Origin of the sequence: Streptomyces griseochromogenes (assembly GCF_001542625.1) — a bacterium.
Classification (GTDB): Bacteria; Actinomycetota; Actinomycetes; order Streptomycetales; family Streptomycetaceae; genus Streptomyces; species Streptomyces griseochromogenes.
Genome location: NZ_CP016279.1, coordinates 839927 through 858227 on the forward strand (window position 1 = coordinate 839927; position 18301 = coordinate 858227).

Below are 18301 nucleotides of genomic sequence, written 5' to 3' on the forward strand. Positions count from 1 at the left end.
CGCGTGGTGTACCCGTGACGTCCTCTTCGTCGACAGGGCACGAACACGCGCGCGACGTACAGCCGATCCTCACCGGATTCTCAAGGGCGGGACAGCGCGGGTACAGCGCGGGAGGGCAGGTTCACGGCATGACCATCATCGGTTGGATCACCCTGGGGCTCCTGGCTGGAGCCATCGCCAAGGTCCTGCTGCCGGGCCGTGACCCGGGCGGCTTCATCGGTACGACGCTCATCGGCATCGCGGGCGCCTTCATAGGCGGCTGGATCTCGGCCCGTTGGCTGGACCACCCGATCACGAAGAACTTCTACGACGGCGCGACCTGGGCCGCCGCCATCGGAGGCTCGCTCGTCCTGCTGATCGTCTACCGCCTCCTGTTCGGCAACTCGCGCAACTGAGGCGGCGCACGCAACCGTCCGAGGACCGAGCGGGGTGGGCACCGCCGGTGCCCACCCTTCCTGTTCAGGAGCCGGCCGGCGTGCTACCGGTAATTCACGAACTGCAGCGCGAAGTCGAAGTCCTGGCCCTTCAGGAGGGCGATGACGGCCTGCAGGTCGTCGCGGCTCTTGGAGGTGACCCGCAGCTCTTCGCCCTGGACCTGGGCCTTCACGCCCTTGGGGCCCTCGTCGCGGATGATCTTCGCCACCTTCTTCGCGTTCTCCTGGGAGATGCCCTCCTCGATCGACGCGAAGATCTTGTACTCCTTGCCGGAGAGCTGGGGCTCGCCCGCGTCCAGCGCCTTCAGCGAGATACCGCGCTTGATCAGCTTGGACTGGAAGACGTCGAGGACAGCGTTGACCCGGTCCTCGGAGTTCGCCTCCATGAGGATCTTTTCACCGGACCACGAGATCGAGGCACCCACGCCCTTGAAGTCGTAGCGCTGCGAGATCTCCTTGGCGGCCTGGTTGAGGGCGTTGTCGACCTCCTGCCGCTCGACCTTCGAGACGATGTCGAAACTGGAGTCGGCCATGTCCTGTGGCTCCTTGTATCCGGGTGCGTATCGGGTGCGTGGCGGCGGCCGCCGAGCCCGGCGTGACGCCGGGCCGCATCCGCACCAGCCTAGCCACCTCGGGACCCGAGGGGTGGAGATCAATCGGGTGGCGAAGCACCCCTCGGTATCGGGTATTGTTTACGTCGTTGCCAGGGAGCACCGCCGAAAGGGGGGCTCGACGGCAGCAAACCCCGGCGGTGTGCCCGAGCGGCCAAAGGGAGCAGACTGTAAATCTGCCGGCTTCGCCTTCCCAGGTTCGAATCCTGGCGCCGCCACACTGGGGAAGACCCCCTCCACTGCGGAAACGCAGCGGAGGGGGTCTCTTCGTGTGGGCCTAGCCCCGGCGCGAGGCACACTGGCGGCATGTCCTCCCGCCGTAGAACCTGTCCCGTGTGCCGCCGTGAAATCGCCGTCGTCGCGGGGCGCTTCGCGCGGCACGACCCGCCCGGGGCACGGGAACACGGTGAACTCGTCTCCTGCTCCGGGTCCCGGCAGCAGGCGCAACTCGGGGCGGTCCAGCCGTCGTTGGACGGGTACGCCGTGCCGGACTTGCCCGGGCAGCTGCCTCTCTTCTGACGGGTGAACGGCCGGCGGCCGGGCTCAGTTCCCCGCGACCGACTTCACGGCGACCGACACCGGCATCGATCCGCCGATCAGCTCCAGCGTCAGGCCGGCCGTCGCCGAGGTGTCCACCAGCTCCGCCAGTACGGCAGCCACGTCGTCCCGCGAGATCGGGCCGCGCCCGGTGTGCGCCTCCAGACGGACCAGGCCGGTGCCCGGTTCGTCCGTCAGGGCGCCGGGCCGCAGAATCGTCCAGTCGAGCGCGTCCTGGCGGGTGACGTGCGTGTCGGCCTCGCCCTTGGCGCGCAGGTACACGTCGAAGACGTCGTCGCCCCGGTGCGCGGGGTCAGCGCCCATCGAGGAGACCACCACGAAGCGGCGCACGCCCGCGCGGACGGCCGCGTCCGCGAACAGCACCGCAGCGGCCTTGTCCACGGTCTCCTTGCGGGCCGTGCCGCTGCCCGGGCCCGCACCGGCCGCGAAGACCGCGGCGTCCGCGCCCTGCAGATGGGCCGCGACCTCTTCCACCGAGGCGGACTCCAGATCGAGCAGGACCGGTTCGGCGCCGACCGCCCGCAGCTTGTCGCCCTGCTCGGCCTTGCGGATGATCCCCGCGACCTCGTCCCCGCGCGCGGAGAGCAGCCGCTCCAGCCGCAACGCGATCTGACCATGACCACCAGCGATGACAATGCGCATGATTCCGACCGTACGCCCGAAGAGCCGCATCCGCCGCATCAGTTCAGGGCGGGAGGGGGCGTGGCGTGCGGGGGGGTGCCCCTATGACTTTGGTCAAGGGGTGATCGGGGTTGGGGGTTGGTAGAAGGTGCCGTCGCGGAGCATGGCGAAGAGCACGTCGGCCCGACGTCTGGCGAGGCAGAGGAGGGCTTGGGTGTGGTGCTTTCCCTGGGCGATCTTCTTGTCGTAGTAGGTGCGGGAGGTCGGGTCGGCCAGGGCAGCGAAGGCGGAGAGGAAGAAAGCCCGCTTGAGCTGCTTGTTTCCCCGGCGGGAGGGCTGTTCGCCGCGGATCGAGGAGCCCGAGCTTCTCGTTGCCGGGGCGAGGCCGGCGTAGGCGGCCAAGTGGGCGGCGGACGGGAAGTTGGTGCCGTCGCCGACGTCGATGAGGATGCGGGCTCCGGTCCTGATGCCGATGCCGGGCATGGACATCAGGACCTGGGAAAGAGGGTGGGCCTCCAGGAGTTCCTCGATCCGGTGAGCGAGGAGTTTGCGCTGGTCGAGGACTGCTTGGAGCGAGTCGGCCAGGCTGGGGACGATCAGCGCGGCTGCGTCCGTGCCCGGGACGATGACCGTCTGTTCGTCGAGTGCGGTGAAGACCTCGTCGATCAGCCGTTCCGTCATCCTGGGAGCCTTGGGGCGGATCAGGGTGATCAGCCTTCGGCGTCCGGCCTTGCGGATCTGGGCTGGGGAGCCGAACTGGCTGAGCAGTTTCAGCACGGCGGGGTGCTGCATGCGCGGGCCCAGGACGCGTTCGAGGTGAGGGTGGACCTGGGTGAACAGGCCGCGGAGCCGGTTGGACAGTCGGGTGGCTTCGGCGGCGAGGTCGTCGTCGAAGCCGACGATCATCTCCAGCTCGGCGACGGTGGCGTCGTCCAGGTCGAGCGAGCGCAAGGTGTGCGGCATGGCGCGGGCTGCGTCCGCGATGATGAATGCGTCGCGGGCGTCGGTCTTGGCCTCGCCGGGGTAGAGGTCGGCTATCCGCCGCATCGTGAGGCCGGGCAGATAGGCGACCTGGCAGCCCATGTCGCGGGCGACGGCCAGCGGCAGGGCCCCGATCGTGGCCGGCTGGTCGACGACCACGAGGACGGTGCCGTGCTTGGCCTGCAGTTTCGCGAAGACCTCACGGAGTTTGGGCTCGCTGTTGGGCAGCCGCTTGTCGAAGGCTTTCTTGCCGGCCGGGGTGACGGCGGTGGCGTGGTGTTCGCCCTTGCCCACGTCCAGGCCGAGGTAGACGTCGATGTCGCGGGTGTCGATCACGTGCAGTGTCCTCCGGTCGTACTCGTCCGGCCCTGCCACGGCACTGATCGCCACATCCACATTACGAAGAGCCTCCCGACCTGGGGAAAGGCCGGTGGTCATGCCCCTAATCAGCGGTCTGTCAGTGCCTCCGGAGCTGGTGACACCACCCCCCAGGCCATGCACTCGACAAGGGGAGGCAGTCATGCCAACTCCGAAGGCCGGTAACCCCGTTGCGGGGCCACGAAGACGGTAATGGGGGGGGGAGGGGGTGAGGGGGTGTGCGGGGCGGGATGGTGTGGTCTTCAAGCATGTGCCGTGTGCCGGGCCGTGCCCCGAGCGTTGTGCGCCGCGCCACGCCGTAACCCGCGCACCTCAGGCCCCGGCCCCGGACCTCGTACTCCAGACCTCAGCTCCCGGATCTCGTACTCCGCACCCCGTACTCAGGACCCGTATTCCGGACCGTGCGCTCCTGATCGTGCCCCCGGGATCACGCGCTTCCTTACGACAGTTCTCCGCGCCCCTGCCGTGGCAGCCCCAGTTCCGCCGCTGCCGCCGAGTTGCAGTACTCGCGGACCGCGCTGGTGCGGGCCACCACGCGCCCCCGGTGCACCACGATGCGGCTGTAGGCCAGGGAGAGGGCGCCGGCCAGGCGGTCGCCGCGTACGGCCAGGAGTTCGGCCGGGAAGCCGGCCTCGACGCGTACCTCGGGGAGGCCGAGGACCGCGCGGGCCGAGCCGCTCACCGTGTCGTACGCGTCCTCGGGGCGCAGGCCGTGGGCGGAGGCGAGGAGGTACGCCGCTTCCAGGGGATCGCCGCGGCCGACGGGGTTCGAGACGTCCCGGAGGGCGCCGCTGCCGGCCGCCACCCGTACCCCGGCCGCGCGCAGCAGCCGTACCGGGGCCGTGCCTCGCCCTTCCGCGCTCCCGCAGCCGCCCTGGGGCAGGCACACCACCGCCACGCCGGCCGCCGCGAGCTGGTCCGCGAGCCGGGAGACCGCCTCGGCGGGCAGGCGCGCGAGACCGGCGCACGGGCCGATGGCCACGCCGGGGCGCAGACCGCCCGCCATGGCCGCGAGCCGGGACAGCCGGGCCGGGTCGGCGGCGTCCGTGTGCAGGTCCACCGGACAGCCGTGTTCGGAGGCCACCTCCAGGACGGCCTCGACATAGCCCGTCGGGTCCGGGTCCAGGTCCGGGCAGCCGCCGACCACGGAGGCGCCCATCTTCACCGCGTCCCGCAGTATCGCCAGCCCGTCGGCCCCGGCCGCCCCGGTCAGCAGGCGCGGCATCGCCACCGTGGTCAGCTCCGCGAGCCCGCGCAGGGAACGGCGGGCCTGCAGTACGGCGCCGAGCGCGCCCAGGCCCTGCACGTCGCCCACGCGCACGTGCGCGCGTGCCGCCGTCGCACCGTGCCCGAGCTGGAGCAGGGCCGCCTCCATGGCCCGGCGCTGGACGTCCTCGGCGGCGTACGAGACCGGTCCCGGGTACTCCGCGGACAGCGCGGTGTCGCCGTGCGCGTGCGGCTCGGCCGGACCCGGCAGGAGCAGGTAGCCGCTGAGGTCCACGCGCGTGGCGCCCGTCCGGCCCGGTCCCGATGCCAGGCTGCCGGCCGTGCCGACCGCCTCGATGCGTCCGCCGCCCAGCCGTACGTCCACGGTCCGGCCGTCGGTGAGCCGAGCCCCGCACAGCAGCAGCGGCGTCGGGTCGAGTTGTCCGGAGGACCCCGACGAGTTCGACGACGAGGGGGGCGGCTGCGGCTGGCTGTCGGGCATCGGACTCCAGGGGTCGGGCCGGGGGCTCGGGGCCGTGTGAAGGGCTCAAGGCCGCTGTGGACTCAAGATCACGCAGAGTGAGTCGAGCCTAGGGTGACGAGCCGTGCGGGGCGCGGAGGAGCGCAATAGTCGTACCGGTGTGGTCCGCGCATGGAGGTACGCGCGTCCCCCGCCTGCATGAGTCGGCGCCCACGCACGCGTGGGTCGAGCTGCCGGGGCCGGTCGCGTCGGCACCCTCGCGCGCGTGAGCCGCTCGTCCGAGCACACGCGCGTGAGCCGCTCGCCGGAACCGTCTCCTGTCCCCGCTTCCGCTGTCCCTGCCACCGGGTCACCCACGCGCGCGTGGGCGCGTCGTGGGGTGCTGGGGAGACTGCCGGGAGGGGCGTGAACGGGCCTGTGGCGGGTGCCCGGATACGGATTTGGGTGAACGGCGGCGGACCGTGTAATGTCTTCATCGCTCGCCCCAATAGCTCAGTCGGCAGAGCGTCTCCATGGTAAGGAGAAGGTCAACGGTTCGATTCCGTTTTGGGGCTCTGGTGTGAGAGGTTCCCGTCGCGAGGCGGGGGCCGATCTCATCAAAGCGGTGTAGCTCAGTCGGTAGAGCAAGCGGCTCATAATCGCTGTGTCACCGGTTCAAGTCCGGTCACCGCTACTGACAGTAGCCGATTGTGGGGTCGGTCCTTCGATCGGCTACTCTTTCTTGCGTTGAATTAGTCCATCCGTTCGTCTTAGGAGCACTCACGTGGCTGCCACCGACGTCCGCCCGAAGATCACGCTGGCCTGCGTGGAGTGCAAGGAGCGGAACTACATCACCAAGAAGAACCGGCGTAACAACCCGGATCGACTTGAGATGAAGAAGCACTGCCCGCGTTGCAATGCGCACACCGCGCATCGCGAAACGCGATAAATCAGGCTCGTTCGTGAGGCCGCCCCCGCAGGTTGGGGGGCGGCCTCACGTCGTTTCACACGCTGCTGAGAGCAGAAGTGCTGCTGTGAGCAGACACGTTGCTGAGACCAGGAGGTGCCGGGCCATGGCGCTCGACCAGTCCTTCGTGGGGCGGACCTATCCGCCCACCGCGCCCTACGAGGTGGGCCGGGAGAAGATCCGCGAGTTCGCCGAGGCGGTCGGAGAGAGCAATCCGGTGTACACGGACCCGGAGGCTGCCAAGGAGTTCGGTCACCCCGATGTGATCGCACCGCCGACCTTCGTGTTCTCCATCACCTTCCGGGATGCCGGACAGGTCGTCCGGGACCCGCAGCTCGGCCTCGACTACAGCCGCGTGGTGCACGGCGACCAGAAGTTCGCCTACAGCCGCCCGGTGCGCGCGGGCGACCGGCTCACGGTGACGTCCACCATCGAGGCGGTCAAGTCCATGGCGGGCAACGACATCCTGGACATCCGCGGCGAGGTGCACGACGAAGCGGGCGAACACGTGGTGACTGCCTGGACCAAGCTCGTGGCCCGCGCGGCCGAGGAGGCCTGAGAAAGCGATGACGGCGAAGATCGCGTACGACGACGTCGAGGTCGGCACCGAGCTGCCGGCGCAGACCTTCCCCGTGACCCGCGAGAGCCTGGTGCGGTACGCGGGCGCCTCCGGGGACTTCAACCCGATCCACTGGAACGAGAAGTTCGCCAAGGAGGTGGGCCTGCCGGACGTCATCGCGCACGGCATGTTCACCATGGCCGAGGCGATCCGGGTGGTCACCGACTGGACCGGCGATCCAGGCGCGATCGTCGAGTACGGCGTCCGCTTCACCAAGCCGGTCGTCGTCCCGAACGACGACAGCGGCGCGGAGATCGAGGTCGGCGCCAAGGTCGCGGCGAAGCTCGACGACAACACCGTGCGTGTGGACCTGACCGCCAGGAGCGCCGGCCAGAAGGTGCTGGGCATGTCCCGGGCGATCGTGCGACTGGCCTGACGGCTCGCACGAAGCGCTGATGCGCAAAAGCGCCGCCGAGCGCTTCCGGTAAGGGGCGTCCTCCGTGGGGGGCGCCCCTTACGCATATGCGCGACCGGCAGGTACGGGCCACCGGCCCCGCCCCGCGCTTGCCAAGTTAGTGATTGAGTACTAACTTCAGCGCATGCCCAGGATGAGTGCAGAGGAGCGGCGCGAGAGCGTCATCCGCGCGGCGACGACCGAGTTCGCGCGGGGCGGCTACTACGGCACGTCCACCGAGGCGATCGCCAAGCGGGTCGGCGTCTCGCAGCCGTATCTCTTCCGGCTGTTCCCGGGCAAGAAGGCGATCTTCCTGGCCGCGGCCGAGCGGTGCGTGGAGGACGCCATCCGCACCTTCGAGGAGGCCTCCGCGGGACTCGAGGGCGAAGACGCGCTGCGCGCCATGGGCAACGCGTACACCAAGGTCATCGCGGAGCAGCCCGAGCGGCTGATGATGCAGATGCAGATGTACGTCGCGGTGGCCGCCGCGGAGCAGGCCGGCGAGCGCGACTTCGGTGAGGCCGTACGGGCCGGGTGGATGCGCATGTGGGACGCCGTGCACCTGTTGCTCGGTGTCGACATCGCCGAGACGACGGACTTCATGGCGCAGGGAATGCTCATCAACACCCTGCTGGCGATGGGATTCCCCCCGGGGCACCGGGTCTGGGAGGGGCTGTATCCGTCGGCGCGGACCGACGACCGGCTGGAGAAGTAGCCGCGGGGGCGGCGGGGTCCCGCCTTTTCATGCCCGCGGAAGTTAGTCAGTAATAACTAACAATGGACGATCGACGCTCTGGGGGAGCGATGTCACAGCAGACCGCACGACGCGGGGGCGCCGTCTGGGCCCTCGTCATCACCAGCGTCGCCGGGTTCATGGCGGCCCTCGACAACCTCGTCGTCACCACCGCCCTGCCCTCCATACGCAAGGATCTCGGCGGCGCGCTGGACGACCTGGAGTGGACGGTGAGCGCCTATACGCTCACCTTCGCCGTCCTGCTCATGTTCGGTGCCGCGCTCGGCGACCGCTTCGGGCGCCGGAGGCTCTTCCTCGCCGGACTCACCGTCTTCACGGGCGCCTCCGCCGCCGCGGCCATGGCTCCCGGCATCGGCTCCCTCATCGCCGCCCGCGCGGTCCAGGGCGTCGGCGCGGCCGTGATGATGCCCCTGACGCTCACCCTGCTGACCGCGGCCGTGCCCGCCGCCAGGCGCGGTATGGCGTACGGCATCTGGGGTGCCGTCAACGGCCTCGCGGTCGCCTCCGGGCCGCTCATCGGAGGCAGCCTCACCGAGCACATCTCCTGGCACTGGATCTTCTGGCTGAACGTACCGCTCGGCGTGGCCCTGCTGCCGCTCGCCCGGCTGCGCCTCGCCGAGTCCCGCGGCGCCGGCGCCCGGCTCGACCTTCCCGGCACCCTGCTCGTCAGCGGCGGGCTCTTCGGGATCGTGTACGGACTGGTGCGCGGCCCGGTCGACGGCTGGACCGGCTCCCTCGTCCTGACCGGCCTGATCGCGGGCGCCGCGCTGCTCGTCGGCTTCGTGCTCCACGGCGTGCGCAGCGAGAACCCGATGCTGCCGATGCGGCTGTTCCGCTCCCGTGCCTTCTCCGGCATCAACGCCGCGAGCCTGCTGATGTTCCTCGGGATGTTCGGCTCGATCTTCCTGCTCAGCCAGTACATGCAGGGCGTGCTCGGCTACTCGCCCACCGAGGCGGGCCTCATGATGCTCCCCTGGACCGGCATGCCGATGCTCGTCGCGCCGGTCGCCGGCATCCTCTCCGACCGCGTCGGCGGCCGCCCGGTCGTCGCCACCGGCCTGTTCCTTCAGGCCGTGGGCCTTGGCTACATGGCGTCCGTGGTCACCGCCGACGTCTCCTACGGGGCCCAGCTGCCCGGCCTGATCATCAGCGGCATCGGCATGGCCCTGTTCTTCGCGCCCGCCTCCAACCTGGTCATGTCCAGCGTCCTTCCCGAGGAGCAGGGCATCGCCTCCGGCGCCAACAACGCCCTGCGCGAGGTGGGCGGCGCGCTCGGCATAGCGGTCATGTCGTCGATCTTCTCCGCGCAGGGCGGCTACGAGAGCGCCCAGGCCTTCGTGGACGGTCTGCGACCCGCTCTGGTCGTCGGCTCCGCCGTGGTCGCCCTCGCCGGGATCGCGGCCCTGGTGATCCCGGCCCGGCGCCGGACCGGCCAGGCCGCCGTCGCGATGGAGCCCGCACCGGTCCTGGAGACCGCGGCCCGCTGAGCACACGCCCCGAAGAACGCACGCCGCCCGGCACACGCGTGGTACGGCCCCGTTCTCGCCGACGGGGCCGTACACGCGCGCGTGCCCGACGGGAACACGGCCGCCGGTCCGGGCCGACCGTGCCGCCTCGCGGCGCTGTCCGTGCCGTCTCGTAGTCTTGTGCGCGTGCAGGAACTCCACGACGCCCCCCTCGCCCCGCTGACCACCTTCCGGCTGGGCGGCCCCGCCACCCGGCTGGTCACCGCGACGACCGACGCCGAGGTCATCGCCGCCGTCCGCGACGCCGACGACACGGGTACCCCGCTGCTGCTCATCGGCGGCGGATCCAACCTGGTCATCGGCGACAAGGGCTTCGACGGCACCGCCCTGCGCATCGCCACCCGCGGCGTCGAGCTGCGCGGCACCACGCTGGAGCTGGCGGCCGGCGAGGTGTGGACGGACGCCGTGGCCCGCGCCGTCGAGGCCGGACTCGCCGGAATCGAGTGCCTGGCCGGGATCCCGGGCTCCGCGGGCGCCACCCCGATCCAGAACGTGGGCGCCTACGGCCAGGAGGTCTCCTCGGTCATCACCGAGGTGATCGCCTACGACCGCCGGGCCGGCCGTACCGTCACGCTGACGAACGAGGAGTGCGCCTTCTCGTACCGGCACAGCCGCTTCAAGGCCGACCCCGAGCGCTATGTCGTGCTGCGTGTCCGCTTCGAGCTGGAGGACGCCGACGGGCTGTCGGCGCCGGTCAAGTACGCCGAGGCGGCCCGTGCGCTCGGTGTGGAGCCGGGCGAGAGGGTGCCGCTCGCCGCGGCCCGCGAGACCGTCCTGAAGCTGCGTGCGGGCAAAGGAATGGTCCTCGACGCCGAGGACCACGACACCTGGTCCGCCGGGTCCTTCTTCACCAACCCGATCCTCACCGACGAGCAGTACGCCGCCTTCCGCGCGCGCGTGCGGGAGCGGCTGGGCGACGGCTTCGAGCCGCCCGCGTACCCGGCGGGGGAGGGTCACACCAAGACCTCGGCCGCCTGGCTGATCGACAAGGCGGGCTTCACCAAGGGCTACGGCACCGGGCCCGCCCGTATCTCCACCAAGCACACCCTGGCCCTCACCAACCGGGGTGAGGCCACCACCGAGGACCTGCTGGCGCTGGCCCGAGAGGTGGTCGCCGGAGTCCGTGGGGCCTTCGGGATCACGCTGGTCAACGAGCCGGTGACGGTCGGCGTGAACCTGTAGCGGGGAAGGCTCAGTAGGCGACGCCCACCCCCTGCTTCACCGTGCCCGCGTCGTCGATCATCGCCAGCATCGCGTGGGCGACGTCCGCGCGCGCGATGAAGCGGCCCGCTCGCGGAAAGCCGCCGACGACCGTGCGGTAGCGACCGGTGAGCGGCTTGTCCAGCAGACGCGGCGGCCGTACGGACGTCCAGTCCGTGCCGCTGCGCGCCAGTTCGGCCTCCGTCTCCCGCAGGTCGGTGTAGACGTCCTTGAGGACCGCCGACACCAGGCTCCGCATCCCCCGGTCCAGGAGGCCGTCGTTCTCGGGGGCCGGTCCGACCGGGGCCGCGCTGACCACCAGCAGCCGCCGCACCCCCTCGGCCTCCATGGCGCCGAGGACCGTGCGCGTGAGCCGGGCGGCCACCCCGGCGTCCTTGCGGCTGCGCGCGCCCAGAGCGGACAGCACCGCGTCCCGGCCCGTGACGGCCGAGCGCAGTTCCTCGGGGCCGCTGACCGACGAACGCACGACGGTGAGCCGGTCGCCGGTGACGGTGAGCCGGGCCGGATCCCGCACGACGGCCGTGACCTCGTGGCCGGTGTCCAGGGCCTGGCGGACGAGCTCCCGGCCGATCCCCCCGGTTGCGCCGAAGACAGTGAGCTTCATGGTGACTCCCCTGTTCCCATGGAGTGGGCGAGGTGGGTGAGCATTCACTCACCATTGCTGTCTTCTAGAGTGGGTAAGCACTCACCCATCCGTCAAGCCCGATTGGACGCTGCATGGAGACGAAGCCGGCGCGTGTCCGCATCCTCGACGCCGCCCACGAGCTGATGCTCACCGTCGGACTCGCCCGTGCCACCACCAAGGAGATCGCCAGGGCGGCCGGCTGCTCCGAGGCGGCGCTCTACAAGTACTTCGACAGCAAGGAGGAGCTCTTCGTCCGGGTGCTCACCGAGCGCCTGCCCCGGCTCACCCCCCTGCTGAGCAGCCTGGAGGCCGAGCCGGGACAGGGCACCCTGGAGGAGAACCTCACCGAGATCGCCCATCAGGCAGCCCTCTTCTACGAACAGAGCTTCCCGATCACCGCCTCCCTGTACGCCGAGACACAGCTCAAGCGGCGGCACTACGAGGCGCTGCGGAAGATCGGCTCCGGGCCGCACACGCCGATCGAGAGCCTGGACGCCTACCTGCGCTCCGAACAGGACGCCGGCCGCGTCCGCGCGGACGCGGACACCCTCGCCGCCGCCTCCCTCCTCCTCGGCGCCTGTGCCCAGCGCGCGTTCGCCTACGACGCCACCGAGAGCGGCGAACGCCCGCCCGCGGACACGTTCGCCGCGCGGCTCGCCCGGACCCTGCTGGGCGGGATCGCCCCGGGAACCTCTGTTGCGAAGAGCGAGGGCCGACCGCGGACCTGAGGCATCACACCTGCGGCCGACGCCGCGCGCGTTCAGGCCCGGGACAGGGCCGTACGAGCACCGTGTCGTGCAGCCCGAACAGCCCCTCCGCCCCCGTCGAGGTGCTGATCCGCTTCAAGCCCCGTCCGCCCTGCGCCCGCTTCAGACCGCCGGACCGGCCAGCCAGTCGTCCACGCCGGCCAGGAGCCGCGCCTTGACGTCCTGAGGCGCGGCGGAGCCCCGGACCGACTGGCGGGCCAGTTCCGCGAGCTGCGCGTCCGTGAAGCCGTGGTGGTGGCGGGCGATCTCGTACTGGGCCGCGAGGCGGGAGCCGAACAGCAGAGGGTCGTCGGCGCCGAGCGCCATCGGGACACCCGCCTCGAACAGGGTGCGCAGCGGTACGTCCTCCGGCTTCTCGTACACGCCGAGGGCCACGTTCGAGGCCGGGCACACCTCGCAGGTCACCTGCCGGTCGGCGAGCCGCTTCAGCAGCCGCGGGTCCTCCGCCGCCCGCACACCGTGGCCGATCCGGGAGGCATGCAGGTCGTCCAGGCAGTCCCGGACCGACGCCGGGCCGGTCAGCTCGCCGCCGTGCGGGGCCGAGAGGAGGCCGCCGTCGCGCGCGATGGCGAAGGCCCGGTCGAAGTCCCGCGCCATGCCCCGCCGCTCGTCGTTCGACAGCCCGAAGCCGACCACCCCCCGGTCGGCGTACCGCACCGCCAGCCGGGCCAGCGTGCGCGCGTCCAGCGGATGCTTCATCCGGTTCGCGGCGACGAGGACTCGCATCCCCAGCCCCGTCTCCCGCACCGCCGTGTCCACCGCGTCGAGGATGATCTCCAGCGCGGGCAGCAGACCGCCCAGCCGGGGCGCGTACGAGGTCGGGTCCACCTGGATCTCCAGCCAGCCCGAGCCGTCCCTCAGATCCTCCTCGGCGGCCTCCCGGACCAGCCGCTGGATGTCCTCGGGTGTCCGGAGACAGGAGCGCGCCGCGTCGTACAGCCGCTGGAAGCGGAACCAGCCGCGCTCGTCCGTGGCGCGCAGCTTCGGCGGCTCGCCGCTGGTCAGTGCCTCGGTCAGCGTCTCGGGCAGGCGCACGCCGTGCTTGTCGGCCAGCTCCAGGACGGTTCCCGGCCGCATCGAGCCGGTGAAGTGCAGGTGCAGATGGGCTTTCGGCAGCTCAGAGAGATCACGTACACGCTCCATTCGAGGATCCTGCCGCACGTCCCCGCCGTCCCGGTAGCACTTTCTCCGAACGTGGCCTTGCTCGCACAGGCGAACGAGCCGCCTCCCCGACGGAAAACGGCCCGCACACGCGCGTGAATGGGAAAACCGAAACGGAGGGACTCAGTCCCGCGCCTCCGCCAGCAGCTTCTGCATCCGGCTCACGCCCTCGACGAGGTCCTCGTCGCCGAGCGCGTACGAAAGCCGCAGGTAGCCCGGCGTACCGAAGGCCTCGCCCGGGACGACCGCGACCTCGGCCTCCTCCAGGATCAGCGCGGCCAGCTCGACGGTGTCCTGCGGACGCTTGCCGCGGATCTCCTTGCCGAGCAGCCCCTTGACCGACGGGTAGGCGTAGAAGGCGCCCTCGGGCTCCGGGCAGAGCACACCGTCGATCTCGTTCAGCATCCGCACGATCGTCCTGCGGCGGCGGTCGAAGGCCTCACGCATCGTCGCGACGGCCTCCAGATCGCCCGAGACGGCGGCCAGCGCGGCCACCTGGGCCACGTTGGAGACGTTGGAGGTGGCGTGCGACTGCAGGTTGGTCGCGGCCTTGACCACGTCCTTCGGGCCGATGAGCCAGCCCACGCGCCAGCCGGTCATGGCGTACGTCTTCGCCACACCGTTGACCACGACGCACTTGTCACGCAGCTCGGGCAGGAGCGCGGGCAGCGAGGTGAACTTCGCGTCGCCGTAGACGAGGTGCTCGTAGATCTCGTCCGTGAGCACCCACAGACCGTGCTCGACGGCCCAGCGGCCGATCGCCTCGGCCTCGGCCTCGCTGTAGACCGCGCCGGTGGGGTTGGACGGGGAGACGAAGAGCACGACCTTCGTCCGCTCCGTGCGCGCCGCCTCCAGCTGCTCGACCGAGACGCGGTAGCCGGTCGTCTCGTCGGCGACGACCTCCACCGGGACACCACCGGCCAGACGGATCGACTCCGGGTACGTCGTCCAGTACGGCGCCGGGACGATGACCTCGTCGCCCGGGTCGAGGATCGCGGCGAACGCCTCGTAGATGGCCTGCTTGCCGCCGTTGGTGACCAGGATCTGGGACGCGTCGACCTCGTATCCTGAGTCGCGCAGCGTCTTCGCGGCGATCGCGGCCTTCAGCTCGGGCAGACCGCCGGCCGGGGTGTAGCGGTGATACTTCGGGTTCCCGCAGGCCTCGATCGCGGCCTCGACGATGTAGTCCGGGGTCGGGAAGTCGGGCTCGCCGGCGCCGAAGCCGATCACCGGACGCCCGGCGGCCTTGAGGGCCTTGGCCTTGGCGTCCACGGCGAGCGTGGCGGACTCGGAGATCGCGCCGACTCGGGCGGAGACCCGGCGCTCGGTGGGAGGGATTGCAGCGCTCATGGGCCCATCGTTCCAGACCGGAAATGTCCCGGGTATGCGGATTTCACGGACTGAACGGCAAGGGGTCGGGTCGTGAACAGGGATCCGAATTCGGCCTTCGGCCAGGACGATCTTCGGTCCGACGACTCCGGTCAGGCACTTTCTGTTCGACGCCGGGCCCCGGACCACGTACACTCTCACCTCGTTGGCCTTCAGCAGCCGCGGCAGCCGGTGCACACCGAGCAGTCGGCCGGATGCGGTACGTTGGGGGACACGCAAAGGGTCGTAGCTCAATTGGTAGAGCACTGGTCTCCAAAACCAGCGGTTGGGGGTTCAAGTCCCTCCGGCCCTGCTACACACACCGCCAGGATGTGTGCGCATGTACGTACAGCAATGCACCGCCGTGCGGCTCAGAAACCGGGCGCGGCACGGCCACGACCCGGGATCAGGTGAGGACGAATGACGGACGCCGTGGGCTCCATCGACACGCCTGATGCTCAGGACGAGGTGTCCGAGTCCAAGAAGAAGGCCCGCAAGGGCGGCAAGCGCGCCAAGAAGGGCCCGCTGAAGCGCCTCGCCATCTTCTACCGCCAGATCGTCGCGGAACTCCGCAAGGTCGTCTGGCCGTCGCGAAACCAGCTGACGTCGTACACCACCGTGGTGATCTTCTTCGTTGCGATCATGATCGCCCTGGTGACCGTGATTGACTATGGGCTCAACCACGCGGCCAAGTACGTCTTCGGCTGAGCCAAGAGCGAAGGGCGCCGTGGTACCGGCGCCCGTTTTCGCATGTTCCACCCCTATGTATCCAGGAAGAAGCAGCCATCGTGTCTGACCCGAACCTGAACGACGCCACCGAGCCACGCGAGAGTGCCGCCGAGACGGTGGACGACGAGCTCGACATCGTCGAGGGCGCGGACGAGCAGGACGAGTTCGAGGCTGCCGAGGCCGAGTCGGGCGAGCCGGCCGAGGAGGCCGCGCTGCACGTCGAGGACGAGGAAGGCGAGGACGTCGAAGAGGACGAGCCCGTCATCCTGGCCGACGAAGCCGCGGAGGCCGCCGAGGAAGAGCCCGCCGAGCCCGTCGACCCGATCGAGGCCCTGCGCGAGGAACTGCGTTCCCTGCCCGGTGAGTGGTACGTCATCCACACCTACGCCGGCTACGAGAACCGCGTGAAGACCAACCTGGAGCAGCGCGCCGTCTCGCTGAACGTCGAGGACTACATCTTCCAGGCCGAGGTGCCGCAGGAAGAGGTCGTCCAGATCAAGAACGGCGACCGCAAGACGATCAAGCAGAACAAGCTGCCGGGTTACGTCCTGGTCCGCATGGACCTGACCAACGAGTCCTGGGGCGTCGTCCGCAACACCCCGGGTGTCACCGGCTTCGTCGGCAACGCCTACGACCCCTACCCGCTGACCCTGGACGAGATCGTCAAGATGCTCGCCCCGGAGGCCGAGGAGAAGGCCGCCCGCGAGGCCGCCGAGGCCGAGGGCAAGCCCGCCCCGCAGCGCAAGGTCGAGGTCCAGGTGCTGGACTTCGAGGTCGGCGACTCGGTCACCGTCACCGACGGCCCGTTCGCCACGCTCCAGGCGACCATCAACGAGATCAACCCCGACTCCAAGAAGGTCAAGGGCCTGGTGGAGATCTTCGGCCGCGAGACGCCGGTCGAGCTCTCCTTCGACCAGATCCAGAAGAACTGAGGTCTCCCTCGGAAGACCTGAGGTCTTGCCCGACATACGAACCGAGAGCGCCCCGCCGGTCCGCACTGGCCCCGGGCGCTCTCGGCGTGTCCGCCCGGCCGCGGTCCTCGCCGTCCTCGGCCTGGCCCTGCTGGTGCTGACGTTCGTGGTCTCCCTCCCCGCTGCCTGGCGGCGCGTCGAGGTCCGGGGCGCCACCCCGGCCGACGCCACGCTCCACGGCGGGGCGTGCTTCTTCGGCGGCTGCAGCGTGACCTTCTCCGTCGCGGGCGAGCGGGTGACCGCGGACCTGCCCGTGGGCACCCGTACCCGGGGCCACGGCGACGGCGACACCGTGGCCGTGCGCTCCGCCGCCGGCGAGCCGGAGCGGGTCGCGCTCGCCGACGACACGGGCCCGGGGAGCGTGGCCGCGCTGCTCGCGGTGCCGGGCGCCGCGACCCTGCTCGCGCTGCTGGCCGGTGCGCTGCACATCCGGCGCGACGAGCGGCGGGAAGACCCCGCGGGGGCCGTCTGACCTGGACGATTTCTTGTCCGGGGGCGACAGCGGCTATCGTTGTGCGGTATGCCATCTGCAGGATCATGCATCCGTATGGCTCAGGTGGTAATCAACCTCTCAGTAAGGACCCGGAGAGAGCATGCCTCCCAAGAAGAAGAAGGTCACGGGGCTCATCAAGCTCCAGATCCAGGCCGGTGCGGCCAACCCGGCTCCGCCGGTCGGCCCCGCGCTGGGTCAGCACGGCGTCAACATCATGGAGTTCTGCAAGGCCTACAACGCCGCGACCGAGTCGCAGCGCGGTTGGGTCATCCCGGTGGAGATCACGGTCTACGAGGACCGTTCCTTCACCTTCGTCACCAAGACGCCGCCGGCCGCCAAGATGATCCTCAAGGCCGCGGGCATCGAGAAGGGCTCCGGCGAGCCGCACAAGACCAAGGTCGCCAAGATCACCGAGGCGCAGGTCCGCGAGATCGCCCAGACGAAGATGCCCGACCTCAACGCCAACGACCTGGACGCCGCCGCGAAGATCATCGCCGGTACCGCGCGTTCCATGGGCGTCACGGTCGAGGGCTGACCTCAACCCCGTAAGAAAAACCGTGGCAGGGCCTGCTCGGCCCGTAACCACGACTCCTTTCAGAACACACAGGAGAAGTTGTGAGCAAGCGCAGCAAGGCTCTCCGCGCTGCGGACGCCAAGGTCGACCGGGAGAAGCTGTACGCCCCGCTCGAGGCCGTCCGTCTCGCCAAGGAGACCTCCACGACCAAGTTCGACGGCACCGTCGAGGTCGCCTTCCGTCTGGGTGTCGACCCGCGCAAGGCCGACCAGATGGTCCGTGGCACCGTGAACCTTCCGCACGGCACCGGTAAGACCGCCCGGGTCCTGGTCTTCGCGACCGGTGACCGTGCCGAGGCCGCGCGTGCCGCGGGCGCCGACATCGTCGGTGCCGACGAGCTGATCGACGAGGTCTCGAAGGGCCGTCTGGACTTCGACGCCGTCGTCGCCACCCCGGACCTCATGGGCAAGGTCGGCCGCCTCGGCCGCGTCCTCGGCCCGCGTGGTCTGATGCCGAACCCGAAGACCGGCACCGTCACCCCCGACGTGGCCAAGGCCGTCACCGACATCAAGGGCGGCAAGATCGAGTTCCGCGTCGACAAGCACTCGAACCTGCACTTCATCATCGGCAAGACGTCGTTCGACGACACCAAGCTGGTGGAGAACTACGGCGCGGCGCTGGAGGAGATCCTCCGTCTGAAGCCGTCCGCCGCCAAGGGTCGCTACATCAAGAAGGCCGCCGTCACCACCACGATGGGCCCCGGCATCCCGGTCGACCCGAACCGCACCCGTAACCTCCTCGTCGAGGAGGACCCGGCCGCCGTCTGAGCCCCGCGCTCGTCCCGGTAGCCGCGTCTCGGACGCGTAAGCAGAGGACGGACCCCGCAACCTTCGAGGTGCGGGGTCCGTCCTTTCTTTGTGCGACCTTTCGTACGACTGTCAGC

The 18301-nt window shown here is 70.2% G+C and carries 21 protein-coding genes and 4 tRNA genes; 18 read left to right on the plus strand and 7 right to left on the minus strand.

Features of this window, described 5'->3' with window-relative positions; translation table 11 throughout:
- Positions 1 to 128: 128 nt before the first annotated feature.
- Positions 129 to 395 carry a GlsB/YeaQ/YmgE family stress response membrane protein gene (locus tag AVL59_RS03955; protein ID WP_067299815.1) on the plus strand — a complete coding sequence of 89 codons (267 nt, stop codon included), beginning with the start codon at positions 129 to 131 and terminating at the stop codon, positions 393 to 395.
- A gap of 83 nt (positions 396 to 478) precedes the next feature.
- Here the strand turns inward: AVL59_RS03955 and AVL59_RS03960 are convergent, their stop codons facing one another.
- Positions 479 to 967, minus strand: a complete 489-nt coding sequence (locus tag AVL59_RS03960) for a YajQ family cyclic di-GMP-binding protein (protein ID WP_067299816.1) — start codon at positions 965 to 967, stop codon at positions 479 to 481.
- Between the two features lie 214 nt (positions 968 to 1181).
- Here AVL59_RS03960 and AVL59_RS03965 point away from each other — a divergent pair.
- Positions 1182 to 1263 (plus strand) — tRNA-Tyr (locus AVL59_RS03965).
- A gap of 88 nt (positions 1264 to 1351) precedes the next feature.
- Entirely contained in the window at positions 1352 to 1564 is a 213-nt protein-coding gene (locus AVL59_RS03970) for a hypothetical protein (protein ID WP_067299817.1), read from the plus strand.
- A 24-nt stretch (positions 1565 to 1588) separates the two neighbouring features.
- Here the strand turns inward: AVL59_RS03970 and AVL59_RS03975 are convergent, their stop codons facing one another.
- The 3 genes from AVL59_RS03975 to AVL59_RS03985 all read right to left on the minus strand — a co-directional run bounded on the left by AVL59_RS03975 (position 1589) and on the right by AVL59_RS03985 (position 5291).
- Entirely contained in the window at positions 1589 to 2245 is a 657-nt protein-coding gene (locus tag AVL59_RS03975) for an NAD(P)H-binding protein (protein ID WP_067316868.1), read from the minus strand.
- A 93-nt stretch (positions 2246 to 2338) separates the two neighbouring features.
- Positions 2339 to 3541 carry an IS110 family RNA-guided transposase gene (locus AVL59_RS03980; protein WP_443732255.1) on the minus strand — a complete coding sequence of 401 codons (1203 nt, stop codon included), beginning with the start codon at positions 3539 to 3541 and terminating at the stop codon, positions 2339 to 2341.
- A gap of 481 nt (positions 3542 to 4022) precedes the next feature.
- Complete coding sequence (locus AVL59_RS03985; protein ID WP_067299819.1) at positions 4023 to 5291, minus strand: amidohydrolase family protein; 1269 nt, start codon at positions 5289 to 5291, stop codon at positions 4023 to 4025.
- Between the two features lie 460 nt (positions 5292 to 5751).
- Between AVL59_RS03985 and AVL59_RS03990 the strand changes: the two genes are divergently transcribed.
- From AVL59_RS03990 to AVL59_RS04025, 8 genes are all read left to right on the plus strand, one after another.
- Positions 5752 to 5824 (plus strand) — tRNA-Thr (locus AVL59_RS03990).
- Between the two features lie 46 nt (positions 5825 to 5870).
- Positions 5871 to 5943, plus strand: a tRNA-Met gene (locus tag AVL59_RS03995).
- A 90-nt stretch (positions 5944 to 6033) separates the two neighbouring features.
- Positions 6034 to 6198, plus strand: coding sequence for a 50S ribosomal protein L33 (rpmG, locus tag AVL59_RS04000; RefSeq protein WP_003948671.1), 165 nt, complete (start codon positions 6034 to 6036; stop codon positions 6196 to 6198).
- Between the two features lie 124 nt (positions 6199 to 6322).
- The gene (locus AVL59_RS04005) at positions 6323 to 6775 is read left to right on the plus strand and encodes a MaoC family dehydratase N-terminal domain-containing protein (RefSeq protein WP_067299820.1); all 453 of its coding nucleotides are present in this window, start codon (positions 6323 to 6325) and stop codon (positions 6773 to 6775) included.
- 7 nt (positions 6776 to 6782) lie between these two features.
- On the plus strand, positions 6783 to 7211 hold the full coding sequence (locus AVL59_RS04010; protein WP_067299821.1) for a MaoC family dehydratase: 429 nt from the start codon (positions 6783 to 6785) through the stop codon (positions 7209 to 7211).
- 163 nt (positions 7212 to 7374) lie between these two features.
- The gene (locus AVL59_RS04015) at positions 7375 to 7944 is read left to right on the plus strand and encodes a TetR/AcrR family transcriptional regulator (protein WP_208870307.1); all 570 of its coding nucleotides are present in this window, start codon (positions 7375 to 7377) and stop codon (positions 7942 to 7944) included.
- Between the two features lie 89 nt (positions 7945 to 8033).
- The gene (locus AVL59_RS04020; RefSeq protein WP_067299823.1) at positions 8034 to 9470 is read left to right on the plus strand and encodes a DHA2 family efflux MFS transporter permease subunit; all 1437 of its coding nucleotides are present in this window, start codon (positions 8034 to 8036) and stop codon (positions 9468 to 9470) included.
- A 165-nt stretch (positions 9471 to 9635) separates the two neighbouring features.
- The gene (locus AVL59_RS04025) at positions 9636 to 10691 is read left to right on the plus strand and encodes a UDP-N-acetylmuramate dehydrogenase (protein WP_067316870.1); all 1056 of its coding nucleotides are present in this window, start codon (positions 9636 to 9638) and stop codon (positions 10689 to 10691) included.
- 10 nt (positions 10692 to 10701) lie between these two features.
- On the opposite strand, the gene AVL59_RS04030 is transcribed toward AVL59_RS04025, so the two are convergent.
- Entirely contained in the window at positions 10702 to 11334 is a 633-nt protein-coding gene (locus AVL59_RS04030; protein ID WP_067299824.1) for an NAD(P)-dependent oxidoreductase, read from the minus strand.
- Between the two features lie 113 nt (positions 11335 to 11447).
- Between AVL59_RS04030 and AVL59_RS04035 the strand changes: the two genes are divergently transcribed.
- Entirely contained in the window at positions 11448 to 12083 is a 636-nt protein-coding gene (locus tag AVL59_RS04035; RefSeq protein ID WP_067299825.1) for a TetR/AcrR family transcriptional regulator, read from the plus strand.
- A 141-nt stretch (positions 12084 to 12224) separates the two neighbouring features.
- Here AVL59_RS04035 and AVL59_RS04040 read toward each other — a convergent pair whose 3' ends face one another.
- Positions 12225 to 13265 (minus strand): adenosine deaminase, encoded by a 1041-nt coding sequence (locus tag AVL59_RS04040; protein ID WP_067299826.1) that lies wholly within the window; start codon positions 13263 to 13265, stop codon positions 12225 to 12227.
- Positions 13266 to 13406: 141 nt separating this feature from the next.
- Positions 13407 to 14633 carry a pyridoxal phosphate-dependent aminotransferase gene (locus AVL59_RS04045; protein ID WP_067299827.1) on the minus strand — a complete coding sequence of 409 codons (1227 nt, stop codon included), beginning with the start codon at positions 14631 to 14633 and terminating at the stop codon, positions 13407 to 13409.
- Positions 14634 to 14891: 258 nt separating this feature from the next.
- Between AVL59_RS04045 and AVL59_RS04050 the strand changes: the two genes are divergently transcribed.
- From AVL59_RS04050 to rplA, 6 genes are all read left to right on the plus strand, one after another.
- Positions 14892 to 14964, plus strand: a tRNA-Trp gene (locus AVL59_RS04050).
- A gap of 107 nt (positions 14965 to 15071) precedes the next feature.
- Entirely contained in the window at positions 15072 to 15359 is a 288-nt protein-coding gene (gene secE / locus AVL59_RS04055; RefSeq protein ID WP_067299828.1) for a preprotein translocase subunit SecE, read from the plus strand.
- Positions 15360 to 15439: 80 nt separating this feature from the next.
- Positions 15440 to 16312 carry a transcription termination/antitermination protein NusG gene (nusG, locus tag AVL59_RS04060; protein ID WP_067299829.1) on the plus strand — a complete coding sequence of 291 codons (873 nt, stop codon included), beginning with the start codon at positions 15440 to 15442 and terminating at the stop codon, positions 16310 to 16312.
- Between the two features lie 25 nt (positions 16313 to 16337).
- The gene (locus tag AVL59_RS04065) at positions 16338 to 16823 is read left to right on the plus strand and encodes a hypothetical protein (RefSeq protein ID WP_079146511.1); all 486 of its coding nucleotides are present in this window, start codon (positions 16338 to 16340) and stop codon (positions 16821 to 16823) included.
- A gap of 121 nt (positions 16824 to 16944) precedes the next feature.
- On the plus strand, positions 16945 to 17379 hold the full coding sequence (gene rplK, locus AVL59_RS04070; protein WP_023547415.1) for a 50S ribosomal protein L11: 435 nt from the start codon (positions 16945 to 16947) through the stop codon (positions 17377 to 17379).
- Between the two features lie 80 nt (positions 17380 to 17459).
- Positions 17460 to 18185, plus strand: coding sequence for a 50S ribosomal protein L1 (gene rplA / locus AVL59_RS04075; RefSeq protein ID WP_067299830.1), 726 nt, complete (start codon positions 17460 to 17462; stop codon positions 18183 to 18185).
- The last annotated feature ends 116 nt before the right edge of the window (positions 18186 to 18301 follow it).